The sequence below is a fragment of the Pseudoalteromonas sp. UBA2102 genome, from assembly GCF_002331165.1.
In the GTDB taxonomy this organism is placed as follows: domain Bacteria; phylum Pseudomonadota; class Gammaproteobacteria; order Enterobacterales; family Alteromonadaceae; genus Pseudoalteromonas; species Pseudoalteromonas atlantica.
On sequence record NZ_DCYU01000124.1, the window covers coordinates 1 to 17336 of the forward strand.

19 protein-coding genes are annotated in these 17336 nt (G+C 40.7%); 14 read left to right on the forward strand and 5 right to left on the reverse strand.

The features are described from left to right. Nucleotides 1-69 precede the first annotated feature (69 nt). Nucleotides 70-1776 carry a bifunctional ornithine lipid synthase OlsF gene (gene olsF, locus B2R65_RS16540; protein ID WP_286744483.1) on the reverse strand — a complete coding sequence of 569 codons (1707 nt, stop codon included), beginning with the start codon at nucleotides 1774-1776 and terminating at the stop codon, nucleotides 70-72. Between the two features lie 162 nt (nucleotides 1777-1938). On the opposite strand from olsF, the gene B2R65_RS16545 reads away from it, so the two are divergent. Next, complete coding sequence (locus B2R65_RS16545) at nucleotides 1939-2859, forward strand: 2-hydroxyacid dehydrogenase (protein WP_286744486.1); 921 nt, start codon at nucleotides 1939-1941, stop codon at nucleotides 2857-2859. 96 nt (nucleotides 2860-2955) lie between these two features. Beyond that, entirely contained in the window at nucleotides 2956-3096 is a 141-nt protein-coding gene (locus tag B2R65_RS16550; protein ID WP_024032281.1) for a hypothetical protein, read from the forward strand. A gap of 148 nt (nucleotides 3097-3244) precedes the next feature. Here the strand turns inward: B2R65_RS16550 and smrA are convergent, their stop codons facing one another. The 3 genes from smrA to B2R65_RS16565 all read right to left on the reverse strand — a co-directional run bounded on the left by smrA (nucleotide 3245) and on the right by B2R65_RS16565 (nucleotide 4745). Then, nucleotides 3245-3826 (reverse strand): DNA endonuclease SmrA, encoded by a 582-nt coding sequence (gene smrA, locus B2R65_RS16555; protein WP_286744490.1) that lies wholly within the window; start codon nucleotides 3824-3826, stop codon nucleotides 3245-3247. Nucleotides 3827-3955: 129 nt separating this feature from the next. Further along, nucleotides 3956-4201, reverse strand: a complete 246-nt coding sequence (locus B2R65_RS16560; protein WP_083901815.1) for a hypothetical protein — start codon at nucleotides 4199-4201, stop codon at nucleotides 3956-3958. Nucleotides 4202-4307: 106 nt separating this feature from the next. After that, entirely contained in the window at nucleotides 4308-4745 is a 438-nt protein-coding gene (locus tag B2R65_RS16565) for a hypothetical protein (protein WP_054983026.1), read from the reverse strand. Between the two features lie 102 nt (nucleotides 4746-4847). Here B2R65_RS16565 and B2R65_RS16570 point away from each other — a divergent pair, with 102 nt between their 5' ends. Next, a complete protein-coding gene (locus tag B2R65_RS16570) occupies nucleotides 4848-5231 on the forward strand; it encodes a response regulator (RefSeq protein WP_004588354.1) in 384 nt (127 codons plus the stop codon). Nucleotides 5232-5342: 111 nt separating this feature from the next. Here the strand turns inward: B2R65_RS16570 and rpsT are convergent, their stop codons facing one another. Then, the gene (gene rpsT, locus B2R65_RS16575; protein ID WP_004588355.1) at nucleotides 5343-5603 is read right to left on the reverse strand and encodes a 30S ribosomal protein S20; all 261 of its coding nucleotides are present in this window, start codon (nucleotides 5601-5603) and stop codon (nucleotides 5343-5345) included. Between the two features lie 294 nt (nucleotides 5604-5897). Between rpsT and murJ the strand changes: the two genes are divergently transcribed. The 11 genes from murJ (at nucleotide 5898) to B2R65_RS16630 (ending at nucleotide 17272) form a co-directional block, all read left to right on the forward strand. Beyond that, nucleotides 5898-7436, forward strand: coding sequence for a murein biosynthesis integral membrane protein MurJ (gene murJ / locus B2R65_RS16580; protein WP_055253146.1), 1539 nt, complete (start codon nucleotides 5898-5900; stop codon nucleotides 7434-7436). A gap of 84 nt (nucleotides 7437-7520) precedes the next feature. Beyond that, nucleotides 7521-8447, forward strand: coding sequence for a bifunctional riboflavin kinase/FAD synthetase (gene ribF, locus B2R65_RS16585; RefSeq protein ID WP_004588357.1), 927 nt, complete (start codon nucleotides 7521-7523; stop codon nucleotides 8445-8447). Between the two features lie 29 nt (nucleotides 8448-8476). Beyond that, the gene (ileS, locus tag B2R65_RS16590; protein WP_054983029.1) at nucleotides 8477-11305 is read left to right on the forward strand and encodes an isoleucine--tRNA ligase; all 2829 of its coding nucleotides are present in this window, start codon (nucleotides 8477-8479) and stop codon (nucleotides 11303-11305) included. A 12-nt stretch (nucleotides 11306-11317) separates the two neighbouring features. Next, the gene (gene lspA, locus B2R65_RS16595; protein ID WP_004588359.1) at nucleotides 11318-11818 is read left to right on the forward strand and encodes a signal peptidase II; all 501 of its coding nucleotides are present in this window, start codon (nucleotides 11318-11320) and stop codon (nucleotides 11816-11818) included. Continuing rightward, on the forward strand, nucleotides 11815-12255 hold the full coding sequence (fkpB, locus tag B2R65_RS16600; RefSeq protein WP_004588360.1) for an FKBP-type peptidyl-prolyl cis-trans isomerase: 441 nt from the start codon (nucleotides 11815-11817) through the stop codon (nucleotides 12253-12255). The genes lspA and fkpB overlap by 4 nt, the downstream gene beginning before the upstream one ends. Beyond that, nucleotides 12255-13184: a 4-hydroxy-3-methylbut-2-enyl diphosphate reductase gene (gene ispH, locus B2R65_RS16605; protein WP_286744500.1), complete on the forward strand. Its 930-nt coding sequence runs from the start codon at nucleotides 12255-12257 to the stop codon at nucleotides 13182-13184. The genes fkpB and ispH overlap by 1 nt, the downstream gene beginning before the upstream one ends. Nucleotides 13185-13224: 40 nt before the next feature. Continuing rightward, nucleotides 13225-14259, forward strand: a complete 1035-nt coding sequence (locus B2R65_RS16610) for a sensor histidine kinase (RefSeq protein WP_286744501.1) — start codon at nucleotides 13225-13227, stop codon at nucleotides 14257-14259. After that, nucleotides 14256-14960, forward strand: coding sequence for a LytR/AlgR family response regulator transcription factor (locus B2R65_RS16615; protein ID WP_286744502.1), 705 nt, complete (start codon nucleotides 14256-14258; stop codon nucleotides 14958-14960). Before B2R65_RS16610 ends, B2R65_RS16615 begins: the two co-directional genes overlap by 4 nt. A 263-nt stretch (nucleotides 14961-15223) precedes the next feature. Beyond that, nucleotides 15224-15784, forward strand: coding sequence for a type IV pilus modification protein PilV (gene pilV / locus B2R65_RS16620; RefSeq protein WP_024032271.1), 561 nt, complete (start codon nucleotides 15224-15226; stop codon nucleotides 15782-15784). Between the two features lies 1 nt (nucleotide 15785). Beyond that, nucleotides 15786-16781 carry a PilW family protein gene (locus B2R65_RS16625; RefSeq protein WP_029774109.1) on the forward strand — a complete coding sequence of 332 codons (996 nt, stop codon included), beginning with the start codon at nucleotides 15786-15788 and terminating at the stop codon, nucleotides 16779-16781. Next, entirely contained in the window at nucleotides 16769-17272 is a 504-nt protein-coding gene (locus B2R65_RS16630; RefSeq protein WP_029774108.1) for a hypothetical protein, read from the forward strand. The genes B2R65_RS16625 and B2R65_RS16630 overlap by 13 nt, the downstream gene beginning before the upstream one ends. The last annotated feature ends 64 nt before the right edge of the window (nucleotides 17273-17336 follow it).

The following is a 17336-nucleotide window of genomic DNA, read 5'->3' on the forward strand; positions in this document are numbered from 1 at the left end:
ACAAACCTCGCGCCGCGATTAAATCGCCCCTAGATTGAACAAATTTCAATCCGTAAAGTTCAACACGCCCTAACCTAAATAGCGCTTGGCTTTATTTTCTTTTACGTTTTGTAAATCTACTAGCACTAACCCATCAATACAGTTGTTAAAGTCGGGGTCGATACTAAAGCTTAAAAACTTTACGCCGCCAGGCTTGCACAGCTCAGTATATTGCTTAAATAGCGTAGGAACTTGTGCCCCCATATTGGCCAGTACATGTTTTAATTCTACAAAGTCTTCTTTTACATCGTTGCCACTAAAAACAGTTTTACACTGAGTGAGTTGTTGCTCGCTTAATTTAAACTCGTTATTGGGGGTGGCGAGGTGTTGCTCTGATTTATAATAATGTTGATAGTAATGCACAAGCATGGCTTTTGCTTGTTCAGGCAAGGCGTTAGAGACGCTCACCGCGCCAAATAAGTAACGATATTGCGGGTAGTTTTTAATAAATGCGCCAATACCGTACCATAAGTAGTCTAAGCTTTTACGCCCCCAATATTTAGGTTGCACAAAGCTGCGGCCAAGTTCTATACCTTGCTCTAAATACGGTTTCATTGCTTGTGTGTAACTAAATAAACTATCGGTGTATAAGCCTTCTCGGCCATGTTTCTCTATTATTTCCTTTGCACAAGCAAGGCGATATGCCCCCACTAATTCTAGCTGCGTAGGATCCCATAGCACTAAGTGTTGATAATCCATATCATATTTGTCGATGTCGCGGCGTTTTCCGCTGCCTTCACCCACCGCTCTAAAGGCAATTTCTCTCAGTCGTCCAAGCTCTCTAAACACTGGTGAGCTGCCAGTGTACTGATATAAATGAATATGCATGCCATCTTGTGTTTTGCCTAATAACTGACAACTCTCTATGGCTTTTTTAAGCTCTTTGCGGCACTCAGGTATTGCAATAGGGGTTTGGGTTTTAAGGGGAAGGGGCTTTTTAGTGGTAAGGCGATAAAGTTGCTTGCGAATGAGATTAACGATTTCTTTATCTTTTAAGTTTTCGATTAAATATGACTCAGGCGGAATGGAAGCGCCAATTTCAAACTCTAATGACTTTTGTCGCTGCTTAAACATTTCTTTTACTAATAATAAGCTCGCAAGTGGTTTGTAAATCATTGAGGTGCCATAAAAAAGCGGGCTGTTTTTGGCTTTTATATAAATAGGTAAAATAGGGCTGTTTGCTTTTTTAGCCATGCGTAAAAAGCCACTGTTCCACTTGCAATCTTTAATACCGGTAGGGCTTAAACGCGAGACCTCTCCCGCAGGAAAAATAAGTAACGCACCTTCATCTTTTAAGTGTCTTTGTATATTACTTAATTCTTGTTTTTTACTGGTTCCCGATAAATTATCTACTGGCAACAGCAATGAATGCATAGGGGTGACCGACATTAGCATGCGATTGGCAACCACTTTTAAATCTTGCCTAACGCTGGAAAGTACTTTTATCAGCGCAAGTGCGTCGAGCGAGCCAATGGGGTGGTTAGCCACAATAACTAACTTACCTTCGCTGGGTATGTTTTCAATTTGTTTTGGTTTGTAGCGGGTATCAAAGTCAAGCTCATCAAGCACTTGTTCAACAAACTCTAGCCCTTGTAAATGGGGGTAAGCATCGCCAAAGGCGACAAATTCTTGTTCATGTAATAAGTAGCCAAGCCCCTTTTTAACTAAACCTTTTACTTTAGGGGAGTTCTCTAATTGTGGTAAGTTTGCTGCTATTACTTTATCAACGCTTATCATATTAACCTCATTTACAATTTGGCCTATTCGCCATCCTGTTTAGAGTAAAAAAAGGGTGTGACATTTACTTTGCAGTTGTGTGACTTTTTAAAGAGCACATAACGAGCTGCTCAGTTATTTATTAGTGTAGATAAAATTTATTCAATAAAATTAGGAGCTTCTATGTCGGTATTAGTAGCCATTACCGGGCGAGATAATACAAAGCTAATTGCAAAGCTAAAAGAGCTATTACCCAATGAAGAAATAATCCAATGGCCAGAGTGTCAAAAGCTCAACAATGTAGAGTTTGTATTAGCCTGGAATGCACCAGATGATTTGTGGCAGCAATTACCAAATTTAAAAGCGGTGTCATCGTTTGGGGCGGGTGTAGATAGTATTAATATGTCTTTATTGCCTAAAGAGGTAGACGTGGTTCGCATTGTTGATACTGAGCTTGCTCAAAATATGGCAGAGTACGTGCTAGGCCATGTACTTGCGCACAAGCTGCGTTTAAAAGAGTATTTTGTTAAGCAATCACAATGCAATTATAAACCTAAGCGCGCATATAAATATAATCACGTGGGTATTTTAGGCTTTGGTGAGCTAGGTAAAGCGTGCGCCAAAAAACTAACCCTGAATGGCTTTACAGTAAGCGCTTGGTCAAAAACTGATAAAAGCGATGAGCAGGTGCATCTATATTCTCAGCAGCAAGGCCTTAATGAAATGCTGCCTACAATTGACTACTTGGTATGCCTACTGCCGCTAACAAAAGATACTAAGGGTATTATTAATGCCGATTTATTAGCTAAGTTACCGGCTCATGCCTGTGTAATTAACGTTGCCAGAGGTGAGCACCTAGTAGAGCAAGATTTAATAAACGCACTTAACAGTGAAATGTTAAGGGCTGCCACGCTCGATGTATTTACTCAAGAGCCGCTACCGCACGACCACCCATTTTGGCATAATGCTAAAATAACGATTACACCACACTGCGCCGCGTTATCTGATTTAAATAGCGTAACAGCGCAAATTGCAGAAAATATTAATCGCCTAAAAAGTAGCCTTACATTAAATAATCGGGTTAATAGAACAAAAGGTTATTAATAGATAGCAAAACAGTTTAACAAACAGCTTGTTAACATTTGTAATTTTAATTATTGTGAAGTTTAGTCACTAAAATAAAAATAATAAGAGTAACGTATGAAATCAAGTCAAGGCGGAGTAAAACTAAGTTTAGTAGTGGTTTCTATTATAGTGCTAGGCGTGTCTGCTTGGTTTAACCAAGCAAGTGCCGATCAAGTGCCACAAAGCAAAAGTTCACAAACTTCACAAAGTGAATAAGTGCATTTGCAGGCAAATTATAAAAAGTGGGCTCTGTTAATTTGTTTTTGGCCTAATAAAGCCAGATCATTAAAGAGTACCCACCTTTCATTAGGTCATTTAATTACTAAAGTGCGCTTCGTTACTGGTATTTAGTTAAATAAGTTAATTAGTACCGTTTAGCATGGATCTCTCGGTTTTCATGCTTTTTCTCATCACTTTTTTTAAGCAACACATATGTTGCGCCACTGCCACCATGGTGCTTTAAAGCGGTATGATACGCTAATACCGCGGGTAGAGCCTGTAGCCACTTATTAACATAGCTCTTTAGTATAGCGGGCTTAGCTTTATTTTTTATACCAATGCCATGGCGTACTAATACAACGCGAATGTTTCGCTGGTGGCAATCAGTAATAAAGTTAAATAATGTTGTGCGTGCGTTTTTGAGTAATTGGCCATGCAAATCTAATGTGGCATCAACTTGGTATTTAGCTAAGCGTAAGTTTTTAAATACTGCGCTTTGTACGCCATCTTTTTTAAAACTGAGTAATGCATGCGGGTCTAAAAGCTCTACATGCTCAGATTGTAAGTAATTTTCGTCATTCGCAAGGCTAAGCTCGGCAGCTTTGCGTTTTTCTTGTTGGGCAAGGGTGGCACTGGGATTACTTGCAAGGGGAGTTACAGTATCGTGGTTTATAGGTTTTACATCTTCCATAGAAGATAAAAATAAATCGAAATCAGATAAAGACATAGTAAGACCTAAATGAGGATTAATACGAGATAAATTTTATCTTAGTTCAATCTGTTCCCCAAGCCTTTTAATTTTTTCAAATAAAAAAGCCCAGCAAGGCTGGGCTATAAAATATTCTAAGGGGAAATGTTAACTCTGCGTTACATTAAATTGTCCAAACGTATACACTTTGAACAAGTAAAATGTATTGATCAACACTAAACTCATATTCGAAATAACACTCGACGACATTAAATCCAAGCTAAAAGACAAAAATAACAGACCACATGCACTAATCGCTGCAACACGCAGTATTGTTATGTGGTTAATAAAGAATGCACCTAAACCTAGTGCAAGTAATACAGTGTTTAAAAGCCAATCTAGCTCGTTTAGCATGGTCGTTTCAATAGTTCAGTTGTTGAAAAAAGGAGCGCCATTATGTTGATCTTTTGCACACCTTTCAACCAAGTAATTTTAAATTTTCAGATTAGTTTTTTTAATGCTAAATATAGCTAGCTAGTGCTGCAAAAAAGCCATTATTTTTTATTAGTTGGTACTTTTGACAGCTTTGCGGCGCCTTCATATCTGCGCATAAATAAAGGGCATTGCGCTTCTCGTCTAGCTGCGGGTGTAAGTTTGAATCAAGTAATGTACGGCCATACCCAAAGACCCCAGGCCAATAAATACTTTCGCTCACTAACCCTAATTTTTTATAGGTGAGCAAAGTTGGTTTTGGAAAAATAATGGCTACGGAAAAAATGACAGCCAGCGTAATAAGTAACCCTTTTTTAGACTTTACAGGCTGCTCTGCTGGGGTAGATGTTGGGTTAGCTGAAGATTGCGGTGCTGTTTGCGGCCTATTGCGGGGCTTTTTTACAGGGGTTTTTCTTTTTTGTGGTGTTTTACCAAGCAATGATTGTTTTTTTGTGTTGTTTGACATAAAGCAAATCTGGCCTTTTGAGCGTAGGTCTCTATAATAAAATGATTAAATATCTAGTTATATAATAACTTATACAATGCTTTTAGCCTACGAGGAAGATACATGGATACGCAGCTATCAATTTTAATAGTAGATGATGTTAGCACAGTGCGTAGTTTTTTGAGCCAAACGCTCATGCACTTAGGAATAGAAAACGTTAAAGAGGCTTCAACGGCTAAACAATGCATTAGCGAGTGCCAAGCAGCTAATTACAATATGATTTTTTTAGATATTGAACTGCCTGACGGCGATGGTAAAGAGTTAATCGCGCAAATTAATGATATTAACCCTGAAACTAATGTGGTGATGGTGTCGGCCCATTCAGCAGTAGAAAATGTTAAAGAAGCCATTGATAAAGGTGCTAAAGGATTTGTGGTTAAGCCATTTACGCCTAAAAAAATTGCGGCCATGTTGAAAAAGTTTTATCCCGATTTGGAAAACGTTTAACCAGCTTTAATAGTAATGCGTTAAATTAGCTTAAAGTTTAGCGGATTGCTAAATACCAAATTTTAGATATAAAAAAACCGGCCTAGGCCGGTTTTTTAATCATAAAACAAATTATAGCGCTTTAATTTTAGCTGCTAAACGGCTCTTATGACGAGCTGCTTTGTTTTTATGAATTAGACCCTTAGTTGCGTAACGGTCTAGGATAGGTGTAGCAACAGAGAAAGCTTGCTGTGCAGCTTCTTTATCGCCAGCTTCAATAGCAGCGGTTACTTTTTTGAAGTAAGTACGCATCATTGAACGACGGCTTGCGTTGTGCTGACGGTTTTTTTCGCTAGTGATAGCGCGTTTTTTTGCAGACTTGATGTTAGCCAAGGTTTGCTCCTAACAATCTTAAATAAAGCTTAAATTAAAGGCCGTGGAATATGCCTGTTTTTATCATGAATGTCAATTTAAATTTAACAACTCAAGAAAAACTGCTCCTTATAACGAACATCAATTTGCCGCTTTAGCAGTTAATATCGCTATTGTAACAAAGCACAGACGCCCAGCCTAGTGCTTTAAAGCGATTTATAAAAAAGACTGTGGCATAATTGCGCTAACTAAAGGTTTTTAAGTAGGTTTAAGGTGTCAAAAGGATTATTTCGCTCCGGTATGATTGTAAGTTGTATGACAATGATATCGCGTATTTTAGGGTTAGTACGAGACGCTGTCGTTGCAAACTTATTAGGTGCTAGTGCAGCTGCTGATGTTTTTTTGTTTGCTAACCGTATTCCCAATTTTTTACGCCGTCTATTTGCAGAGGGGGCCTTTGCCCAGGCATTTGTGCCTGTACTTAGTGAAATTAAAGAACACCATGGCGATGATAAAGTTAAGTTATTTGTAGCACAGGCTGCCGGTACGCTGGGCACTATTTTGCTTTGCGTGACTATTTTTGGCGTTATTGCCTCGCCTGTTATTGCCGCGTTATTTGGTACTGGCTGGTTTATAGATTGGTGGCAAGGTGGCCCTAATGCAGAAAAGTTTGTGCTGGCAAGCTCCTTATTAAAGTTAACTTTTCCGTATTTGTTATTTGTTAGTTTGGTAGCACTTAGCGGTGCAGTAATGAATGTGTATAACCGTTTTGCAGTGGCTGCTTTTACGCCCGTATTACTTAATGTTTCAATTATTACCTGCGCCATTTTATTGCACGACAAATTTAGCGTGGGGGCGTATGCGTTAGCTATTGGTGTATTTGTGGGCGGGGTGGTGCAATTGTTGTTTCAGTTACCATTTTTATACCGAGCAAAAATGCTGGCTCGTCCTCGCTGGGCGTGGCAAGACGAGAACGTTAAAAAAGTGCGTAAGCTTATGCTACCGGCATTATTTGGTGTTTCAATAAGCCAAATTAACCTCCTGCTCGACACCATGATTGCCTCGCTATTAATGACGGGCTCTATCGCATGGCTTTATTACTCAGATAGGTTAATTGAGTTTCCACTTGGTTTATTTGGTATTGGTATTGCCACTGTTATTTTACCCGCACTTTCTAAATTACATAGCAGTAAAAAGCTCAGTGATTTTCAACATACGTTAGATTGGGGTGTGCGTTTTGTGATTTTTTTAGGCATACCCGCCATGGTCGGCTTAATGATTATAAGCCCGCTTATCATTACTGTGTTATTTGATCACGGCGCATTTAAAGACGCTGATGTTGATCATGTCAAAGCGGTAAGCCTAGGGGTGGTTGCCTACTCGGTAGGGTTAGTTAGCTTTATGCTTATTAAAGTATTAGCGCCGGGTTTTTACTCGCGCCAAGATACCAAAACACCTGTGCGCATTGGTATTATTACGCTGGTGCTTAATATGGTATTTAATATTATGCTAGCCCCGTTTATAGGATATTTAGGGCTTGCTTTAGCAACGTCTATGTCGGCCAGTTGCAATGCTTTTTTACTTTACAGGCAACTTAAAAAAGAAAACGTGTATCAGTTTTCTGCAATGAGCCTGCGCTTTAGCGTAAAGTGCATAGTGGCAAGCTTGGTAATGGGCGCTCTAACGTGGTACGTCAGCAGCCGATATTATTGGGCTACATGGCATTTTTCTGAGCAAGTAATGTTGTTAATTGTATTGCTAGTAATTGCTGCAATAAGTTACTTTGCGGTGCTGTTTTTACTTGGTGTAAGACTAAATACGATAAAAAGTGTAGCAACTACTGAATCAAACTAAAAAAAAGATTATAATCGGCAGCCCTGTGGTTTTGACCGATTTTAAAGTCGTTAATAATACTCGCTGAAAAAGGCATTAGGTGGCATGGAGTTAATTAGAGGTATACACAATATTCGAGCGCAACATTATGGTTGTGTGTTGACTATTGGTAATTTTGACGGTGTGCATTTAGGCCATGGCGAAGTGTTAAAAGGGCTGTTAGCGGATGCCAAAGCACATAACTTACCCAGTACTGTGATGTTATTTGAGCCGCAGCCGCAAGAGTTTTTTGCTAAAAACAATGCGCCAGCTCGACTTACTCGGTTACGCGACAAACTCAGATTACTAAGTAACTTAGGTATTGAGCGGGTTATTTGTATTAGCTTTAACCAACAATTTGCCAATATGCACGCTGAGCAATTTGTTAGTGATATTTTAATTAAAAAGCTAGGCGTTAAAGCACTCACAGTAGGTGATGATTTTAAATTTGGTAAACAGCGCCAAGGGAATTTTAATTTACTGCTCAGTATGGGCAAACAAGCGGGCATGGATGTAAAAAGCACCGCGAGTTTTCGCCAATTAAATGCTAGAGTAAGCAGCACACTAATACGTGAAGCATTAGCCGCAGGCGACTTAGAAAATGCTAAGTTAATGCTAGGGCATAATTATGCTATTTCAGGGCGTGTAATACATGGTTGGAAAAGAGGGCGAGAGCTTGGTTTTCGAACTGCAAATATAGCGCTTAAACGCCAAGTTTGCCCTGTAAATGGGGTGTTTGCCGTAAAAGCAAACATTGCCGGAAAACACGTTTATGGGGTAGCCAATATTGGTAACAAGCCCACTTTTAATGGAACTCGTGCTTTGTTAGAAGTTCATCTTTTTGACTTTGCACAAGATATATATGGACAGTTTATGCACGTGGAGTTAATAAAAAAACTTCGCGATGAGAAAAAATTCGAGACATTAACACAGTTAACGGCACAAATTGCAACCGATGTTGCCGCCGCAAAACAGTGTTTTGGTTTAAATTAGGTAGCCGATAGATACGGAAAGTAGGATTAATGAGCGACTACAAACATACTTTGAATTTACCGGAAACACAGTTTCCAATGCGTGGCAATTTGGCACAACGTGAACCAAAAATGCTTAAAGCATGGTATGAAGACGACCTGTACGGTCAAATTCGCAGCGCTAAAAAAGGTAAAAAGACCTTTATTTTGCATGACGGCCCTCCGTATGCAAACGGCGATATCCATTTAGGCCACTCAGTAAATAAAATTTTAAAAGACATAATTGTTAAGTCTAAAACTTTATCTGACTTTGATGCACCTTATGTGCCTGGTTGGGACTGTCATGGTTTGCCAATTGAGCTAATGGTTGAGAAAAAAGTAGGCAAGCCTGGCGTTAAAGTAACTGCGAGCGAGTTTCGTGAAAAATGCCGTGCTTACGCTAAAAAGCAAGTTGAAGGTCAAAAAGTAGACTTTAAACGTTTAGGTGTGTTTGGCGATTGGGACAAACCTTACTTAACAATGAACTATGACTTTGAAGCAAACGCTATTCGCGTGCTTGGTCGTATTATTAAAAATGGCCACCTTCATAAAGGTGCAAAGCCTGTGCATTGGTGTACAGACTGTGGTTCTGCATTAGCAGAGGCTGAAGTAGAGTACCAAGATAAGCAATCTCCAGCGATTGACGTACGTTTTACATTTGCAGATCAAGACGCGGTTGTTAATGCCTTTGATTTAGCCGATGGCCATAAAGGCCAAGGCAGTGTAGGTACTGTTATTTGGACTACAACGCCGTGGACTTTACCCGCTAACCGTGCGGTAGCAGTGCATGCAGATTTAGAGTACGCCTTAGTACAAGTAGATGATGAAGGCTCACAGCAACGTTTAATTTTAGGCTCAGAGCTTGTTAAAGATGCAATGGACCGTTATGGCTTTAATCATTTCCACGTACTAGGTTATGTTAAAGGTGCAGCACTTGAAAACTTACACGTTGCTCATCCATTTTACGATTTTGATGTACCGGTAATTGTAGCTGACCACGTTACTACTGACTCCGGTACGGGTGTGGTACATACTGCGCCAGGCCATGGCCAAGAAGATTTCGCGGCAGGCTTAAATTACAATCTTGAAGTAGCAAACCCTGTAGGCGCGAATGGCGTTTACCTACCTGATACAGAATTATTTGCTGGTCAGCATGTATTTAAAGCAAATGCCAGTGTAATTGACGTACTAACAGAGCGCGGTGCTTTAATGCATCATCATGCGCTTACGCATAGCTACCCGCATTGTTGGCGCCACAAAACGCCTATTATTTTCCGTGCTACACCGCAGTGGTTTGTAAGCATGGATCAGGCTAACTTACGTCAAGACTCGTTAAGCGAAATTAAAAACACCCAATGGTTGCCAGAGTGGGGCGAAAGCCGCATTGCGAACATGGTTGAAGGTCGCCCAGATTGGTGTATTTCACGCCAACGTACTTGGGGTGTGCCAATTGCTTTATTTGTTGATAAAGACACTGGTGCTTTACACCCAAATACGCAAGCGCTTATTGAGCAAGCTGCAGAGCTGGTAGAAAAATCAGGCATTCAAGCATGGTATGACCTAGAGCCTGCCACCTTGTTAGGCGAAGAAGATGCCAAGCAATACATGAAAGTACAAGATACGTTAGATGTATGGTTTGATTCGGGCGTAACACATGCGTGTGTTGTTGATGCACGTGAAGAGTTAGTTGGCCCAGCCGATTTATACCTAGAAGGTTCTGATCAGCACCGAGGTTGGTTTATGTCATCAATGATGACCTCAGTTGCTATTAACGGTCACGCACCTTACAAGCAAGTACTAACGCACGGCTTTACCGTAGATGAAAACGGCCGCAAAATGTCAAAATCGTTAGGCAACGTTATTTCACCACAAAACGTGATGAATAAACTTGGCGCTGACATTTTACGTTTATGGGTAGCTTCTACCGATTACACCGCCGAAATGACGGTATCGGATGAAATATTTAAACGCTCTGCAGATCGCTACCGCCGTATTCGTAACACTAGCCGTTACTTATTAGCTAACTTAAGTGGTTTTGATCCAAAAACAGACCAAGTTGCTGTTGATGATATGGTTGAGCTTGATAAGTGGATTGTTGGCCGTGCAGCCCAATTACAAGAAGAAATTTTAGCAGCCTACGATAGCTACCAAATGCTATTAGTAACGCAAAAGCTAATGAACTTCTGTACAGGTGAGCTCGGTTCGTTCTACTTAGATGTAATTAAAGACCGTCAGTACACAGCAAAAAGCGACAGTCATGCACGTCGTTCTTGTCAAACTGCGCTTTATCATATTGCTGAGGCAATGACTCGTTGGATGGCACCAATTATGAGCTTTACAGCCCAAGAAATTTGGGAAGCACTACCGGGCGAGCGTAGCGATTACGTATTTACATCGGTATGGTACGACGGTTTACACGCACCGACAAACAGCCAATTTAGCAACGATGACTGGCAAGCGATTCTAAATGTACGTGACGAAGTAAACCGCGTACTAGAAGCAGCCCGTAAAGAAGAAGTAATTGGCGCAACGTTACAAGCAAGCGTTAACTTATACGCCGAAAAAGCACTGGCTGATAAGTTAGCAGCATTAGGTGATGAACTACGTTTTGTATTACTAACGTCTGCGGTCACTGTATCTGCAGTAGATAGCCAGCCAAGTGATACACAAACAACCGAAATTGAAGGTTTGTACATTAGCGTAGCAGCCACAGATGCAACTAAATGTGAGCGTTGTTGGCATTACAGCGATGATGTAGGTTCAGAACCTGCACACCCTGAAATTTGTGGTCGTTGTGTAAGCAATGTTGACGGCGAAGGTGAAAAGCGTCAATTCGCTTAGGAGCTTTACTCAGTGAGCAAACTAGCCCAAAAAAGTGGTTTAGTGTGGCTTTGGTTAAGTCTATTACTGCTTGTAATAGACTTTGCCACTAAAACACTTGTTGTAAATACCATGGCTTATCAAGAGTCGATTAATTTACTACCTGTTTTTAGTATTACCTACGTACATAACTATGGAGCGGCCTACAGCTTTTTAAGTGAAGCGGGTGGCTGGCAACGTTGGTTTTTAAGTTTTATTGCCATTGCTATTAGTGCGCTATTAGTGTGGTGGTTAAAGCGTTTACCAGCGACAAATAAAATATTATGTAGTGCTTATGCGTTAGTGCTTGCTGGCGCTATTGGTAATTTATATGACCGTGTTGCTTATGGTTATGTAATTGACTTTATACATGTGTTTTATAAAAACTCGCATTTTCCAGTATTTAATATTGCCGACTGTGCAATTTGTATTGGTGCCGCATTATTATTATTTGATGCCTTTACAGGCGAAAGTCCGAAGGAGCATAAAGCATGAGCCAAGCTGTAATTGGTGAAAACTCAGAGGTTATTTTTCACTTTTCTATTAAACTAGAAGATGGCTCTGCCGCAGACTCAACCAAGGTGCATAATAAACCAGCCAAGTTAACGATGGGTGATGGCAGCTTAACGGCTAATTTTGAAAAGTGCTTACTAGGTTTAAGTGCAGGCGAAAGCAAAACGTTTGAATTAGAGCCAGAGGACGCCTTTGGCCAACCTAATCCAGATAATATTTACTATGTAGAACGCAGTAAATTTGGTGCAGAAACGCCAGCTAAAGTCGGCGCAATTATTGCCTTTACTCAGCCAGATGGTACTGAGCTGCCAGGACTGGTACGCGAAGTACAAGGTGAGTCGGTTACTATAGATTTTAATCATCCGTTAGCAGGTCAACGTTTAACGTTTGAAGTAGATATTATTGAGGTGCAAGGCTAATGGATATTTTATTAGCGAACCCGCGAGGCTTTTGTGCAGGGGTAGACCGTGCAATTAGCATAGTAGAGCGCGCTTTAGATATTTTTGAAAAGCCAATTTACGTACGCCACGAGGTCGTTCATAACCGCTACGTAGTAGATGGCTTAAAAAACCGTGGTGCCGTATTTGTTGAAGAGCTAGACCAAGTACCTGATGACAGCATTGTTATTTTTAGCGCCCACGGTGTATCGCAAGCGGTACGCTCAGAAGCTAAACGCCGCGATCTAAAAGTATTTGACGCAACATGCCCATTAGTTACTAAAGTGCATATGGAAGTAACGCGTGCGAGCCGTAAAGGTATTGAGTGTATTTTAATTGGTCACCATGGACACCCAGAAGTTGAGGGTACTATGGGGCAGTATGACAATAACGACGGTGGTATTTACCTTGTAGAAACCGCAGAAGATGTTGCCAAACTTAACGTTAAAAATGCTGATAATCTATTTTATTGTAGCCAAACAACGCTTTCGGTAGATGACACTGCAGATGTAATTGATGCGCTGCGCGAAAAATTCCCAGCAATTGATGGCCCGCGTAAAGATGACATTTGCTATGCGACACAAAACCGTCAAGATGCTGTGCGTGATTTAGCAGACAAAGTAGATGTGTTATTAGTTGTGGGGGCTAAAAACAGCTCTAACTCTAACCGTTTACGTGAACTTGCAGATAAAATGGGCACAACCGCTTATTTAATCGATGATGCAACCAATGTTGAAGCACAGTGGTTTGGCGAAACTAACTCTGTGGGAGTAACTGCGGGGGCTTCTGCGCCAGAAGTGCTTGTACAACAAGTTATTGCACGCTTAAAAGAGCTAGGCGGCAAGCAGGTAGTTGAAAACCCAGGTGAAGAAGAGAATATCGTATTTGCCGTTCCTGTTGAGCTGCGTTAATCTATATAAATTAATTATTTAGATTACAAGGAGAGCCGTTATGAGCAAGTTACCGCAAGGTGAAACATTGCTTTTTTCGGCTCTTTTTAACGAGCGCGGGGTACTTGCCACGCTTATTGTTACCCAAGTTGTAGCTACCATCTTAGCGTTTGCTCCTTTTGTTGAGGGGGATAGCTGGCAAAGCCTTGGCGTAATTAGTTTATTTTCTCATTTGACCGTTTTGGTTAGTATTTCTGCTTTATACTCTTTTCGGGGTGTTTTACAAAAAAAGCCGCAAACCACCCAACTTTTTGCTTTTTTCATTTCCTTTTTAGTCAGTACCGCTTTATTTAGTGTGCTGTGTGCCCGCTATTTTTTAGATATTGCAAATAATGAAACGAGTATTTATTTTGTATTACGAAACTGCTTAATTGTTTTTTTGATCACGGCTTTATTTGTACAGTTTTTACTGATTTATTTTGAAAAAGAGCAGCAAACAAAAGCGCTCTCGCGCGCAGAGCTTGATGCTTTGCAAGCCAGAATTCGCCCTCATTTTTTGTACAATAGCCTTAATACCGCCGCCGAGCTAACACATCATGATGCCGATGCTGCAGAGCAAGCAATACTTGCGCTTGCGGCGTTGTCGCAAGCGGCTATGCGCTCGGGACAGCGCGTTTCTCTCGAAGATGAGCTGACCTTATCAAAACAATATGTTGCGCTGGAAACCTGGCGCTTTGGCAGTCGTTTAAAGCTTAATTGGCAAGTGCCTGCTGATTTACCAGATATTAGTATTCCGTGCTTAACCCTTCAGCCGTTAATAGAAAATGCGGTGTGTCATGGGGTAGAGCCCAGTGAAACAGGGGCCGTTATTAGTGTCGAGCTACACGTAACAACAGGGTATTTAACATTGATTGTTTCTAACCCTATCACTCATAATGAGGCGTTAAAAAGACCAAATAACGGCATGGCACTTGAAAATATTCGCCAGCGATTGTTTATATATTACAAAGAAAAAGCACAACTAGCGATCACACAAAAAGAGGATGTATTTAGAGTAAAAGTGGTGATCCCTAAGCAGTTTGAGAACCCCCAATGAATGTTGTAATTATTGATGATGAACCGCTAGCTCGCGCTAGAATAAAGCGGCTACTGCAGCACAACGAGCATATTTTAGTTAAAGGCGAAGGTGATAACGGCGCGCAGGGGCTTGCCATTATCAAGCAGATTCATCCCGATTTGGTTTTTTTAGACATAGATATGCCGGGTATTAATGGTCTAAAGGTAGCGCAGCAACTCAATACACTGAGCGTGCCACCTGCAATAGTATTTGTAACGGCTTACCCCGAGTATGCACTTGATGCGCTACAGCTCAGTGCCGCAGGATACTTAGTAAAACCAGTTACTGAACAAGCATTAAATAAAGTGTTAGTGCAAGTAGGGCGTTTAAATAAAGCGCAAATGCAAAAGCAGCAATCTACAAAAATTAGTTATCAGCTTGGTGGCACAATAAAAAGTATTGAACTTGATCAAGTGTATTACTTTAATGCCCAAGAAAAATACACCAATATGGTATTTAAAGAAGGCGAGGCCCTAATTGAACAAAGCTTAAAACAACTTGAGCAACGCTTCCCAACGCAATTATTACGTATTCACAGAAACACGCTCATAAACAAACAAAAGCTTGTTGCCTTGCATACTCAAAGCCCTGGTGTACATAGCGTAGAACTAGCCGGATGTAAGGAGCAATTAAGCGTAAGTAGGCGAGAGCTAAAAACAGTAAAAAATGCGCTAAGTTAGAGCCTGTTATGTTTTAGGTTGAATTTTTAGTAGGTTGCTTGGCTTTTTAAGTAAGGCAGAGGCCGCTATTGAGCCCACTAAATTAGCAGCATTGCGCTGGAGTTAAATCGCCTCCAGATAGAGTAACTTTAATCCTCAAAGCTCAATTGGTTTGATGCTGTTAACCGTTTATCAACAAATTTAACCGCTTGTCCTAGTATATATTGCATCTACATTTTCAATGCATAAACTTATAATCAGATAAAATTTATTTGGTTTTTACTATGCATTCACCTCACAAAAAACCTCAAAAAGGCTTTACCTTAATTGAAGTGCTGATTGCGTTTATTATTTTAAGCTTTGGCTTATTAGGCGCTGTTGCACTGCAAGCAAAAGCTAAGCAGGCAAGCTTTGACTCTATGCAGCGCGCAGCCGCGGTAGCGTTAGGAAATGATATTATTCAGCGCATTAGAGCAAATGATACCGCACAGCTAGTTGCTTTATATACGCAAACTTTTACCAGTAAAACATCAACGTCTACCTCTACGGCTTGTTTTAGTGGGTCATGCACTGCAGCGCAAGTTGCAGCCCTTGATTTACAGCAATGGAAACGCGCCATTCGTGCACGCGAAAATACCGGCTCTCTCGATGATGCCACTGTATGTATAAACCCTACGGCTGCAGCAGGTACGGGTGGGCGTGGGTTTAATATTGAAGTAATAGTGTCTTGGCAAGGCCGCCAAGAGTTTAATGCCAATGATGAAACCAAAGCGCTAAAATGCGGTACTGACGATAAAAAACGCCGTTTGGTTGCATTAAATAGCTATATATACCTAAGGAGCTAACATGAGAGAAAAAGGTTTTACACTAATAGAAATGATGATTTCATTATTTATTGGTGGGCTCATTTTAGGTGGGGTGATGTTTACCTATATTGGCATGAAAGTAACCACAAAAGACACAATGACAATAGGCGAGTTACAAGAGTCAGGCCGCTTAGCCATTAATATTATGCAGCGTGATATAGAGCAGGTAGGCTTTTGGGGAACTTATTATGATGATTCGTTTACTGCAGCAAACACACAAACGTTAGCTAACCCTGGTGGTGATTGCTTCGAAGGGCTTAATAACGGCAGCTTTCCAGATTTAGCATCCTCTAGCAATTTCAGAACTATTTATGCAAAAGAGGCCAGTTCAACAAGTGAGCTTAACTGTATAAGTAAGCCAATTGCAGGAACTGACATTTTACAAATCAAGTTTTTACAAGGTGAGCAGCTCACGGTAGATGGCGCCACTAATGAAACACAAGCGGATGAAAACTATTTTATAGCTGAGCAAGAAAGCGCAGAATTTACCCGAGGCGTTGTAGCTGCGGGTAGTTTAAACGTTAATGCCACGGTGTGGCCTTATAGCCATCATGTTTATTACCTCGCAGAGCAAACTTATACGGTAAATAATAAAAGCCTTACAGTACCAGCATTAATGCGTAAACGCTTAAATGGCGCCAACATGAAGGCCGAAACCATAATGGAGGGCGTTGAAAACATGCGCTTTGTATTTGGTTTAGATACAGACAGTGATAGCCGTGTTGATTCGTACCGAAGCATTGAGGACATGCAGCACTCTGACTGGGAAAACCGCAAAAGTATTCTAACAGTGCAGGTTTTTTTATTAGTTAGAGCATTGCAGCCAGATCCGGGTCTTAAAATAAAAAATCAAACATATATTTTAGGTGAAGATGAAGACTCCCGAGAGCTCACTTTTACCGATACTTACAGAAGAACAGTATTTACCACCACAATTCGTTTAAATAACGTGGGAGCAAATTTATGGCGTATCTAAGTAAACACGCAAATAAACAACAAGGTGTTGTGCTTATTACAGCCCTTATTATGGTTATTGCTGTAACGGGAATTGCCGTTACATTAATGAGCAGCAGTAGTGTAGATATAAAAATTACCAATGCAGCTCAAGAGCGAGAAGTCGCTGAAAATGAGCTTATTGGAGAAGTACAGCGAATGATTTCTGATGAGGCAAGCAAAGGTGCTGCTAATCAGTTTTTTTTAACGCCAGATGAAGTATCAACTCATGCAGGCGCAGATGATGAAGGGATGGTAATAGCCACGCACGACGATATGCAAAGCAAAATGGTAAACCTAAATCAGGGGGCGCTTGATTTAGAATGCCCACGCCGATTTAATTTTACTGCCGGTATATCGTGTAACATGTTGCAAGTTTCTACCACTATTCAATATGGCTCTAAAGCAAAGCACGAACTTACAATTGTAACAGGTGTAGCTCAAGAAATGGCCAGTATAAGTAAGGGGATTTAGAATGAAATTTAATCTTAATAAGCCATTGGTCTCTTTACTTGGTTTAGCACTGAGCGCCTCAGCA